The organism is Methylorubrum rhodesianum (assembly GCF_014199985.1).
Lineage (GTDB): Bacteria > Pseudomonadota > Alphaproteobacteria > Rhizobiales > Beijerinckiaceae > Methylobacterium > Methylobacterium rhodesianum.
The window spans coordinates 83,763-94,360 of the sequence record NZ_JACHOS010000018.1 but is presented as its reverse complement, the minus strand read 5'-3'; the positions used below and the strand labels follow the sequence as shown (position 1 = coordinate 94,360).

The 10,598-nt window shown below is 70.4% G+C and carries 11 protein-coding genes; 6 read left to right on the top strand and 5 right to left on the bottom strand.

Annotated elements, in window-relative coordinates:
• The first annotated feature begins 13 nt into the window (after nucleotides 1-13).
• Nucleotides 14-334, top strand: a complete 321-nt coding sequence (locus HNR01_RS22380; protein ID WP_183669928.1) for a DUF167 domain-containing protein — start codon at nucleotides 14-16, stop codon at nucleotides 332-334.
• 13 nt (nucleotides 335-347) lie between these two features.
• Here the strand turns inward: HNR01_RS22380 and cmk are convergent, their stop codons facing one another.
• Together cmk and aroA are read right to left on the bottom strand one after the other, a co-directional pair.
• Nucleotides 348-1,013: a (d)CMP kinase gene (gene cmk / locus HNR01_RS22375; protein ID WP_153876060.1), complete on the bottom strand. Its 666-nt coding sequence runs from the start codon at nucleotides 1,011-1,013 to the stop codon at nucleotides 348-350.
• On the bottom strand, nucleotides 1,010-2,371 hold the full coding sequence (aroA, locus tag HNR01_RS22370; RefSeq protein WP_183669926.1) for a 3-phosphoshikimate 1-carboxyvinyltransferase: 1,362 nt from the start codon (nucleotides 2,369-2,371) through the stop codon (nucleotides 1,010-1,012). The genes cmk and aroA overlap by 4 nt, the downstream gene beginning before the upstream one ends.
• A 426-nt stretch (nucleotides 2,372-2,797) precedes the next feature.
• Between aroA and HNR01_RS22365 the strand changes: the two genes are divergently transcribed.
• Both HNR01_RS22365 and HNR01_RS22360 read left to right on the top strand, forming a co-directional pair.
• The gene (locus HNR01_RS22365; RefSeq protein WP_153876082.1) at nucleotides 2,798-3,064 is read left to right on the top strand and encodes a hypothetical protein; all 267 of its coding nucleotides are present in this window, start codon (nucleotides 2,798-2,800) and stop codon (nucleotides 3,062-3,064) included.
• A 158-nt stretch (nucleotides 3,065-3,222) separates the two neighbouring features.
• Nucleotides 3,223-3,597, top strand: a complete 375-nt coding sequence (locus tag HNR01_RS22360) for a TIGR02300 family protein (protein WP_183669923.1) — start codon at nucleotides 3,223-3,225, stop codon at nucleotides 3,595-3,597.
• A gap of 219 nt (nucleotides 3,598-3,816) precedes the next feature.
• On the opposite strand, the gene HNR01_RS22355 is transcribed toward HNR01_RS22360, so the two are convergent.
• From HNR01_RS22355 to HNR01_RS22345, 3 genes are all read right to left on the bottom strand, one after another.
• Nucleotides 3,817-4,551, bottom strand: coding sequence for a ferredoxin reductase (locus tag HNR01_RS22355; RefSeq protein ID WP_210313522.1), 735 nt, complete (start codon nucleotides 4,549-4,551; stop codon nucleotides 3,817-3,819).
• Nucleotides 4,552-4,556: 5 nt separating this feature from the next.
• A complete protein-coding gene (locus HNR01_RS22350) occupies nucleotides 4,557-5,162 on the bottom strand; it encodes a sulfite oxidase-like oxidoreductase (protein WP_183669918.1) in 606 nt (201 codons plus the stop codon).
• A gap of 213 nt (nucleotides 5,163-5,375) precedes the next feature.
• Nucleotides 5,376-5,876 (bottom strand): hypothetical protein, encoded by a 501-nt coding sequence (locus tag HNR01_RS22345; RefSeq protein ID WP_017485471.1) that lies wholly within the window; start codon nucleotides 5,874-5,876, stop codon nucleotides 5,376-5,378.
• 304 nt (nucleotides 5,877-6,180) lie between these two features.
• On the opposite strand from HNR01_RS22345, the gene HNR01_RS22340 reads away from it, so the two are divergent.
• From HNR01_RS22340 to HNR01_RS22330, 3 genes are all read left to right on the top strand, one after another.
• Entirely contained in the window at nucleotides 6,181-8,394 is a 2,214-nt protein-coding gene (locus HNR01_RS22340) for a TonB-dependent siderophore receptor (RefSeq protein WP_183669916.1), read from the top strand.
• Nucleotides 8,395-8,493: 99 nt separating this feature from the next.
• Nucleotides 8,494-9,711 carry a PepSY-associated TM helix domain-containing protein gene (locus tag HNR01_RS22335; RefSeq protein WP_183669964.1) on the top strand — a complete coding sequence of 406 codons (1,218 nt, stop codon included), beginning with the start codon at nucleotides 8,494-8,496 and terminating at the stop codon, nucleotides 9,709-9,711.
• Between the two features lie 128 nt (nucleotides 9,712-9,839).
• A complete protein-coding gene (locus tag HNR01_RS22330; protein WP_183669914.1) occupies nucleotides 9,840-10,583 on the top strand; it encodes a Crp/Fnr family transcriptional regulator in 744 nt (247 codons plus the stop codon).
• Nucleotides 10,584-10,598 lie beyond the last annotated feature (15 nt).

Below are 10,598 nucleotides of genomic sequence, written 5' to 3'. Positions count from 1 at the left end.
GCGAGACCTTCCGATGCACAAGCCCTTCACCCCGGATCCGGACGGCCTCGTTCTCGCGGTGCGACTGACGCCGCGGGCCAGCCGCACCGGCCTCGACGGCGTTCGCACGGAGCCCGACGGGCGTCCGGTCCTCTGCCTGCGCGTGGCAGCGCCGCCGGTCGAGGGTGCCGCCAATGCGGCCCTCACCGCCTTCATCGCCAAGAGCCTCGGACTGCGCAGGACCGAGGTGACGCTCGTCTCCGGCGAGACCTCCCGCACCAAGCGGCTGCACCTGTCCGGTGATCCGCAGGCGCTGGCCGCGCGCGTCGACGCGTGGCTGGGCGCAGAGACGTGAGGCGAGGAGTCCGTCAGGCGGCCTTCAGGCGCTCGACGATGGCGACCGCCTCGGCAAAGGCGGCCTCGGCATCGAGTTCGGTCGTATCGAGCACGACCGCATCCTCGGCGGCCTTCAGCGGGGCGGCGGCGCGGCTCGAATCGCGGGCATCGCGGGCCCGAATGTCGGCAAGGATCGCGGCGAGCGTCGTCTCCTCGCCGCGTCCGAGCAGTTCGCGATGCCGCCGCCGCGCCCGCTCTTCCGGCGCGGCGATGATGAACAGCTTCACCCGTGCCTCGGGGCAGACCACCGTGCCGATGTCGCGCCCGTCGAGCACCGCGCCCTCCGCGCCCTCGGCGAAGCGCCGCTGCCAGGACAGCAGGGCGGCGCGCACCTCCGGCACCGAGGAGACCCGCGAGGCCGCCTCGCCCATCGCCCGTTCCCGCAGGCGGGGATCGGAGAGCCGCTCGGCCGAGAGGGCGGAGGCGGCCCGCGCGGCCGCCGCCGTATCGTCGAGGTCGGTGCCCTCGTCGATCAGGGTGAGCGCGACGGCGCGATAGAGCAGGCCGGTATCGAGATGCGGCAGCCCGTAATGCAGGGCGAGGCGCTTTGCGAGCGTGCCCTTGCCCGAGGCGGCCGGGCCGTCGATGGCGATGACGAGGGGGCCGTTTCGCTGCACGGCGCTATCATCCGAGATCATGCCGCGGCCCCGTCCTCGATGCGGGCGCCGAGCGCCAGCATGGTCGGCCGGAAGCTCGGGAAGCTCGTGGCGATCATCGCCCCGTCATCCACGGCGACGGGCCGCCTCGCGGCGAGGCCCATGACGAGGAAAGCCATGGCGATCCGGTGATCGAGATGGGTCGCGACCGTGCCGCCGCCCGCGGGCGGCTCGCCGCGGCCCGTCACGATCAGGTCGTCGCCCTCCACCGCGTGAGTGACGCCGTTGGCCGCGAGGCCGGCCGCGACCGCCGCGAGCCGATCGGATTCTTTGACCCGCAATTCGTGCAATCCGTTCATCCGGGTCGTGCCCTCGGCGAAGGCCGCGGCGACCGCAAGGATCGGATATTCGTCGATCATCGAAGGGGCCCGCTCGGCCGGTACGTCGACGCCGCGCAGGCGACTCGCGCGCACCCGCAGGTCCGCCACCGTCTCGCCCCCCTCCTCGCGCTCGTCGAGGCGCTCGATGTCGGCGCCCATCTCGATCAGAGTGGTCATGAGTCCGGTGCGCAGCGGGTTCATCATCACGCCGCGCAAGGTCACCTCCGAGCCCGGCACGACCAGCGCCGCGACCAGCGGGAAGGCGGCCGAGGACGGATCGGCGGGCACGATCACGTCGGTGCCGCGCAGGGTCGGCTGGCCGGTCAGCGTCACCGTCCGGCCATGGCCGCCCTCGCCCGATGGCGTCACGCCGACCTCCGCCCCGAACAGGCGCAGCATCCGCTCGGTATGGTCGCGCGAGGCGGCCTTTTCGATGACGGTGGTGGTGCCCGGCGCGTTGAGCCCGGCAAGCAGCACCGCCGACTTGATCTGCGCCGAGGCGACCGGCAGCTCGTAGCGGATCGGGATCGCCTCGCGCGGGCCCTTCAAGGTCAGCGGCACGCGCCCGCCCTCGGCCTCGGACACGATCTGCGCGCCCATCTTCAGGATCGGATCGAGGATGCGCCGCATCGGCCGCTTGCGGAGGCTGGCATCGCCGTCGAAGGTCGCGGTGACGGGCTGCCCCCCGACCACGCCCATCATCAGCCGCGAGCCGGTGCCGGCATTGCCGAAATCGAGCACGTCGGCCGGATCCTGCATCCCGCCGATGCCGACGCCGACGATCCGCCAGCGGCCCTCGCCTTCACGAGTGACCTGAGCCCCCAGCGCCTTGGCGGCGGCGGCGGTGCGCAGCACGTCGTCCCCCTCCAGAAGCCCCTCGACCCGCGTCTCGCCGATGGCGAGCAGACCCAGGATCATCGCCCGGTGCGAGATCGACTTGTCACCCGGCGGCTTCAGGGCCCCGTTCAGGGGGCCTCCGGGATAGGCGGTGACGGGCTGCGGTTCGGAATCGTGCGACACGGGGATCTGACGTCTCACTCGAGCGCTGCGCTGTGTCGGCGCCCGAAGGGGCACCACGGCCGCCCGCCGGACGACCCGGCGCGACCGGCGCCCGTTACCATGCGGGCCCGCCCGCGTCATCCGCGCACCCGGTGGACGCTGGGTGGGGGCAGGTCGCACGTCTCGGAGTACGGGACAGGCCGAAGTTCGGGGACGTTCGGAGCCAGCCACGCCCGCTAGATCCCTGAGGCGGCACCACTCGCACCTGGCAACCTGGCTCCGAGCCATCGTCAGCCGACATCGGACCGCAAGCGGCAGCTGCCCCGGCTGCGATCCCTCGGCTCGATCGTGACCGCAACCCGCCACCAACGGCCGATCCTGTGTGGACGGCGCATCGGATGGGCGCTCGCGTGGCTCCAGCCCCTCGACAAATCGCAACATAAGTTTATGGTGCAGGCCATGACGCCCGTGATCCAGTGCCTGCGCAAGGTCGATCATGCTTCCGCCGTTGCCGATTCAACGGTGGGCCAACGCGTCCTCGAAGCCCTGAACGAACTGGAAAGCGCCTATCGACGGCCCAGCGAGCGCATCGTCGCCCTCGAAGCCGTCCTGCATGAGTTCGACCGCCCTGGCCGGGTGAACGGCACACCGTTCAACCGTCTCCTGCGCGTCGCCGTCGAGCGGCGGCAGAACAAGTGGTCGCGCCACGCCTGACACGGTTCTCCACGCCGCTTACGGCCAACCTTGCCGAACGCCCCCTCGCAGGATGCGATACGGCGCGCGACATGCCGTTTGACATGGGCGGAGGCTGCGACTAACGGGGCCGCTCTCCCGGATCCTTTTCCCCTCTCCGTCCCCAGAGGTTTGCAGCCGTGGCTAGACCGGAACTCGGCGTCAAACGCCAGTGCATGAATTGCGGTGCCAAGTTCTACGATCTCGACCGTGATCCGGCGACCTGCCCGAAATGCGGCACGGTCTACCAAGTCGCGACCTCCCGCGTCGCCCCGCCCGTCGCCAGCCGCTCGGATGACGACGAGGACGAGGAGGAGAAGGGCGGTCCGGAGATCGTCTCGCTCGACGAGGCCGAGGCCAGCGAGGACGATACCGATATCAACGTGGACGACGACGAGGGCGGCGACGACGCCAGCGGCGGAGCGGACGACGACACCTTCCTAGAGGAAGAGGACGGAGACGACGACGTTTCCGACCTGATCGACAACGACTCGGACGGCGACGAGGAAGGCTGAGCGCGCCGCGCCGGATCGACGTTCGGTTCGGCGGCAACGGCCCTCGCCCGTCGCCCAGCCGCTCGACACCCTATGAAACCCCAGGAGCCGATCCCCGCCGAAAGCGGCCGGGATCGGCTCCTGTTCGTTCGGACAGCCCGGACGCCATGCCGGCGGCAGCCCCGCCTCTGGACTAGGCGCTTCGCCCGCTCCTGCCCGAGCGGCGGCCGCTGAGCACGGTCAGCCGCCGAAGCGTTCGGTGCGGACGACGCCCGGCTTGACGCCGGCATCCACCAGCAGGTCGGCGACGGTGCCGACGAAGCCATCGCCGCCGCAGACGAAGGCGTGGCGCGGCATGCCGAGACACTCGATCGCCGTACCGATCATCACGCGGTCGATGCGCCGGCCCGCGGTCGCGCCCTCGCGGGTGAGGAGCAGGGTCAGATCGAAGCCGGTCTCGTCGCGGGAGCGGGCGGCGAGTTCCGCCCGGGCGATGGCCTCGGCGGCGTTGCGCACCGAGTAGATCAGCAGCATCGGCACTTCGGGCGCCCGCACGGCCCGCTCGCGCACCATCGCAAGCAGCGGCACGAGGCCGGAGCCGCCGCCGATCAGCAGCACCGGGCCGCCGTCCCCCGGCCCCCAATCGAAGGCGCCGAGCGGTCCGCGCAGCTCGATCGCGTCGCCGACTTCGGCCACCGTGTCGAAGAAGCCGGACACCTCACCCGCCTCCAGCCCCTCGATCATCAGCTCGATGCCCGCGGGATCGCCCGGTGCCGAGGCGATGGAGTAGCTGCGCTGCGCCTGATAGCCGTCGGGCGCGGTCAGGCGCACATCGACGTGCTGGCCGGCCCGGTGCGGCCGGTCGAGGGGGGCGAAGCGGAAGCTCTTCACCCGCGGCGTCACGGGCTTAATCGCCCGGATCGTCGCGGTGCGCCAGGGTGACGGCGAGAACGCGGTGCCGCTCACGTCGGGCAATCCTTTCAGTCGCCGGTAAAGCGCTGCTCACGCCAGGGGTCGCCGTACATGTGGTAGCCGCGCAGCTCCCAGAACCCGGCCTCGTCCCGTTCGGTGAAGCGCAGGCCCTTCACCCACTTGGCACTCTTCCAGAAATAGAGGTGCGGCACGAGGAGGCGCGCCGGGCCGCCATGGTCGGGCGGGATCGGCTTGCCGTCGTAGAGGGTGGCCACCATCGCCTTGCCGCCGGTGAGATCCGCCACCGGGACATTGGTGGTGTAGTCGTCATGGCCCTCCGCCAGGACGAATCCCGTCGGCGCCTCAAGGCCGGCCGCCGCGAGGAGGTCGTCGAAGCTGACGCCCTCCCAGGCGGTGTCGAATTTCGACCACTTGGTCACGCAGTGGATGTCGCCGCTCCAGCGGGTGCGCGGCAGCTGTGCGAACTCGTCCCAGGTCCAGCTCGCCAGAGGCCGCGCCCCCTGGCGCAGGGTGAAGCGCCAGCCCTCGGTCGAGACCCGAGGCGTCGGCCCGAGCTGGAGCACGGGGAAGTCGTCGGTGAGATACTGCCCCGGCGGAAGCCGCTCGCGGATCGCCGCGGCAGGGGGCCGCCCGGTAAAGCCTCGCGTCGCCATCACGCTCCTCCGCCGTCCTGCCTGGTAGTCCTGCCTGGTGGTCCTGCCTCTGGTCGTCCTGCCGCCGGACCGATGCACAGCGCCCCGCATCGAACCTACATCCGATGGAGCCCCAGGGTACCAACCCCAGCGGCGGCAACGAGGCTTGGCTTGAAACCGTTCCCCATGGCCAGGCTGATCCGCGAGATCCCTCAGGCGTGCAGTCGGAATGCGTCAGGCCGGCCGGGACAGGTCGGAACGGGGAAGCCGCAGGATGCGCGGCCGCCAGATGCCGAGGACGACGTTGAGGATCGCGACCGCGAGGATCACCCAGAGCGTGTTGCGCTCGGCCGCGAGCGCACCCGTGAGGGTGGCGGGATCGATCTCACCCCGGAGCGCGGCGGCGCTGCGCCGGGCCTCCTCCTGCATCGGCCCCTGGATGCCGACGAAGCCCCCCTCGAACACCAGCACACCGGTGGCGAGCTTGACCCAGGCCCAGCCCGCCTCCCGGAAACCCGGATGGAACGCCACAGCCAGCAACCCCGCCACCAGCGTGAGGGCCAGGGAGGGCAGGAAGATCCATGTCGCGACCGCTCCCATCGCCCCGCGCATCAGGGCGTAGCCGGCGAGCGCGTCGGGCGGCGGGGTGAGGCTCAGGAGGACGATGAGGCAAGCCATCGCCCCCATCAGCCCGATCGCTCCCATCGTATGAAGGAACTTGAGAAGGCGTCGCATGTCGGTGCGCCCCCGCCGCGGCAAACCTCCGTGGATTGTAGACACGAAAGCCGTCGCAGCGCGAGCATCCCCGAACCGGGCCGGGACGACCTGCGGGACTTTCGGCTGTGCCCTTCGCGCCGGCCGAATAGCAAGGAGACAGCTCCAGTTTAGACTTGGAATAAATTGTTGTTCCGCCGCCACGACGAGCGGACCCTCAGAAGAATTCTGTAAAAGGCCAGAGCAACAGCTTGCCGCCCTCGGAGTAATGTCGGTAAAGGCGCCGTGCCGGCCTCGAAGAACCGGTCCTCGACATGGAACGGCGATGTACGGCGCGGCGCAGGGAAAAGCGTGTCTTGACGGAAGCGGAGCGATCATCCGCTTCGCCGGCTCGAATGTCGTGTTCGCCCCCAGCTTGTCCTGGATCATCCTGGCCTTGCTCGTCCCGTCCTGGCCCCTCGGCGCTCACGCACAAGCCGTTCCGGCGGAGGGTACCGAGACCGTCTTGTCCGAACTCTCGGTCACGGGGAGCGGCGAGCGGGCGGGAGGCCCCGTCGTCGGATACCGCGCCGCGCGATCGGGCACCGCGACGCGGACGGACACGGCGCTTCGCGACACGCCGCAATCGATTCAGGTCGTCCCGCGGGAGGTCCTGGTCGATCAGCAGGACGTCCGCCTCACCGACGCGCTCACCAATGTCAGCAACGTCCAGCCGGGTGGGACCATCCAGGGCCGCTCCGACACCTACATCCTGCGCGGTTTCCGCACCCAGACCTACGCCGTCGACGGCCTCGTGCTGAACCCGGCCAACGCGTTCCAGCCGACCCAGCGCGACCTTGCCAATGTCGAGCGCGTGGAGGTGCTGAAGGGTCCGGCCTCCGTGCTCTACGGCCAGGGCGACCCCGGCGGTCTGATCAACATCGTCACGCGCCAGCCCACGCTCGCCCCGTCCGCCGACGTGACCGTTCAGGGCGGCTCGTTCGGCTTCCGGCGGGTGCAGGGCTCCGTCTCGGGTGCGATCCCGAGCGTCGAGGGGCTCGCCGCCCGCTTCAGCTTCGCCACGCAGGACGAGGCGACCTTCCGCGATTTCGGCGGACCGGAAAACTCCCGGCACTTCTTCGCACCGGCCCTCGTCTGGACGCCCGATCCCTCGACGCGGGTGTTTCTCAACGCCGAGTTCACCCGTCAGCATAGCCAGTACGATGAGGGCTTGATCGCCTTCCGCGGCCGGGTGCCGCTCGACAATGTGCGTCGCTTCTACGGCGAACCGTGGTCACGCTACTACGGCGAAGCGAACGCGATCACGCTCCTGGCCGAGCATGACGTCAACGAGAGCCTGACCCTGCGGCAGGCGATCAACGGCCAGTGGGGCACGTTCAACCTGCTCGCGACCCGGGCGACGGGCGTCAACGCCGCCGGCACCACGGTGGCGCGGCGCCTGACCGAGGGCGATTCGCTCTATCACTCCATCGACAGCCGCACCGAGGCGGTCGGGCGTTTCGTCGATCCGTTCGGGTTCCGCCACACGGCTTTGGCCGGCTTCGAGATCGTGGACGGCTACCGCCACCCCGACACGACGCAGGGGACGGCAACCTCGGTCTCCTTCCTCAACCCGATCCGGGGCTCGGTGCCGCAGGTCGGCACGCTCGCCCTGCAGAGCGACCTGCGGCAGAAGCTCAGCCTGTTCGGCGTCTACATGCAGGATCAGATCGAGTTCTTCCCGGGCCTGCAGCTCGTGCTCGGCGTTCGGTTCGACACGGCCGACCAGCTCTACTTCCAGCGCACGCCGACCACCCGGACGATCCCGCCGGAGCAGAACCTCACCGGGGTCTCGCCGCGGGTCGGGATCGTCTGGAGACCGGTGGAGCCGCTGACCCTCTATGGCAGCTATACCACCTCCTTCGTCCCCCAGAGCGCCAACATCCTCAACGTCGCGAGCCCGCCTCCGGAGACCGGCGAGCAGGTGGAGGTCGGCGCCCGCTTCGACCTGATCCCCGACCAGCTCACGGTGAGCGCCGCCGCCTTCCGCATCCTGCGGGCGAACGTCGCCGCCTCCGACCCGGTCAATACCGGCTTCTCGATCATCACCGGCGAGCAGCGGTCACAGGGTTTCGAGGGCGACATCGCCGGCGAGATCCTGCCGGGCTGGAAGATCATCGGCGGCATCGGCTACCTCGACGCGGAGGTCACGAAGGATCGCTTCATCCCCGTCGGCAACCGCCTGCCCGCGGCGCCGGTCTTCAGCACCAGCGTGTGGTCGACCTACCAGTTCCAGGGCGGCCCCCTCCGGGGCTTCGGCTTCGGCGGCGGCATCACCTATGTCGGGGAGCGCTTCGGCGACATCACCAACACCTACAAGGTCGGCGCCTATGCCCGCCTCGACGCGGCTCTGTTCTATGAGATCGATCCGACGTGGCGCCTCGCCGTGAACGGCCGAAACCTCACCGACCGGCGCTACATCGAGCAGCCGTTCAACCCCTTCAACAACCTGCCCGGCGCCCCGCTCACGGTGCTCGCCAGCCTGACGGCGCGCTACTGAAACGCCGCCCTCCCCCGATCCGCCCTCGCGCGGGGATCCGCCGGATCGGGCGATGCGGACGGCCCGACGAAGAACCGAATGCGCCACACCCGGAGCCTCATGCCCTCCGCCTTCTCCCCCACCCGCACCGTGCTGTTCCGCCTGCATTGGGCGCTCGGCCTCAGCGCCGGGCTCGTGCTCGCGCTGATCGGACTGACCGGCGCACTGATGAGCTACGAGGAGGCGATCACCGCCCGGGCCAACCGTGACCGGATGCAGGTCGCGGCTGCACCGGACCGTCCGCCGCTCGCGCCGTCGCTCCTGGCCGCACGGATCGAGGCGCAGCGACCCGGCGAGCGGATCGCCGCTCTGACCCTGTCGGGCGAACCCGGCCACAGCGCGGTCGTTCGCTTCGCCCGCAATCGCGCCGGCGGAGAGCGGCCCCCGTCCCTCTACACCGACCCCTCCGACGGCACTGTGCTCGGCCCGGTGCGGCTGGAGACGTTCTTCGGCACCGTGCGGGCGCTTCACCGCTGGCTGCTGCTTCCCGGCGAGGGCAAGGGCTGGGGCCGCCCGATCACCGGCGCCTGCGCCATCGCCCTCCTCGTCTTCCTCGGCAGCGGCCTGTACCTGCGCTGGCCCGGACGGCACGGCTGGCGGGTCTGGCTGCGGCCGAACCTCGGCCGGCCCGGCCGGGCCCGCTGGTGGTCGCTGCACGCGGTCGCCGGGACGTGGCTGCTGCCGGTCTACGCGGTGAGCGCCCTGTCAGGCCTTTGGTGGTCCTACGACTGGTATCGCGCGGGGGCGACGTGGCTTCTCACGGGGCAGGCCAAGGCGCAGGTCGCAGGGCCAATGACGGGGCAAGCGCCGATAGAACGGCCGGTCGGGCAATCGGAAATGCGCGCCGCCGATCGCAAGCCCCCCGAGGGCCGGCCGGCGATCGACGCGGCCTGGGCCGCGTTCACGGCCACGCATGAGGCGGCCCTCGCGACCCTGACTTTGCCGGGCCCGGAGGCATCGTCGATCCGCATCCGCTGGTACGCCCCGGATGCGCCGCTCCGCAACGAGGCCAGCTACGACGCCCGCACCGGTGCCCCGCTCGGCGACCAGCGCGCCGCCGAGGCGGATCTCGGCCAGCGCATCGCCGACAACATGCTCGAGGTGCATCGTGGCCGCTTCTTCGGCGCACCCGTCGCCCTGCTGTTCTGCCTCGCGGCACTCGCGCTTCCCGGCTTCTTCGCGACCGGGCTGACGCTCTATCTTCTACGCCGCCGTGCCGGGCGGCGGCGCAGACCCGGCCGTCTGCCGCAGCCGGCCGGGGCAACGGGGCGGGGATGACGACGCGCTCCGACACTTTCGACGCGACCTGAGGAGCGCCGTTCCGACCTTCGCGCTTCCCTGAACGATCGAACTCCCGGTTTATGCTTGGCGTTCATGCAGGGAGACGAGAGTGGCCGAGGCCAGAGATGGGCGTATCATCACCGCGAAACCGCCTTCTCCAGACCCTGCCGCCGGAGGAGTTGGAAGACCTCATGCCGCGCTTCGAGCGTGTGCAGGTCCAGAAGGGCGACATCCTCTGGTCCGTCGGTGATCTTCTGGATTCCGTCTACTTCCCGGAAGCCGGATTGTCGTCGAACGTGGCCGTTACCAGCGAGGGGCGGCGGATCGAGGTCGGCTGCTTCGGCGACGAGGGCATGATCAGCACCGCGAGCGTCCTGAACGTGGATCGCGCGCCCCACGAGCTTCTGGTTCAAGTCGGCGGTCCCTGGCTGCGGATCGGGGTCGGGCCGTTCCGCGACGCCCTCCGGAGCAGCCCGGCCCTGCACGACCTGATGCTGCGCTACACGCACACGGTGATGATGACCGTGAGCCAGACCGCGATGTCGAACGGGGCCCACTCCGTCGAGGAACGGCTGGCCCGCTGGATCCTCATGGCGCACGACCGGCTGGAGGGCGACGAGCTCTCGCTCACCCACGATTTCCTGTCGATCATGCTGGCGACCCAGCGATCGACCGTGACGCTCGCGATCCAGGCGCTGGAGGGCTACGGCGCGATCCAGGCGAGGCGTGCCCTGATCATCGTCCGCGATCGCGACATGCTCTGCGACTTGGCGGGCAACAGCTACGGTCCGGCAGAAGCCGAGTACGAGCGCCAGATCGGCCCGTTCCGGAAGGGGATGCGGCCGACGGCATCCGCATCCTCCGGCTGAGGGCGCCCGGCGACA

Coding starts and splice junctions, on each gene's coding strand:
- HNR01_RS22365 (WP_153876082.1), top strand. CDS start 2,798: ATGGTGCAGGCCATGACGCCCGTGATCCAGTGCCTGCGCAAGGTCGAT.
- HNR01_RS22330 (WP_183669914.1), top strand. CDS start 9,840: ATGGGCGTATCATCACCGCGAAACCGCCTTCTCCAGACCCTGCCGCCG.
- HNR01_RS22380 (WP_183669928.1), top strand. CDS start 14: ATGCACAAGCCCTTCACCCCGGATCCGGACGGCCTCGTTCTCGCGGTG.
- HNR01_RS22340 (WP_183669916.1), top strand. CDS start 6,181: ATGTACGGCGCGGCGCAGGGAAAAGCGTGTCTTGACGGAAGCGGAGCG.
- HNR01_RS22350 (WP_183669918.1), bottom strand. CDS start 5,162: ATGGCGACGCGAGGCTTTACCGGGCGGCCCCCTGCCGCGGCGATCCGC.
- cmk (WP_153876060.1), bottom strand. CDS start 1,013: ATGATCTCGGATGATAGCGCCGTGCAGCGAAACGGCCCCCTCGTCATC.
- HNR01_RS22345 (WP_017485471.1), bottom strand. CDS start 5,876: ATGCGACGCCTTCTCAAGTTCCTTCATACGATGGGAGCGATCGGGCTG.
- HNR01_RS22335 (WP_183669964.1), top strand. CDS start 8,494: ATGCCCTCCGCCTTCTCCCCCACCCGCACCGTGCTGTTCCGCCTGCAT.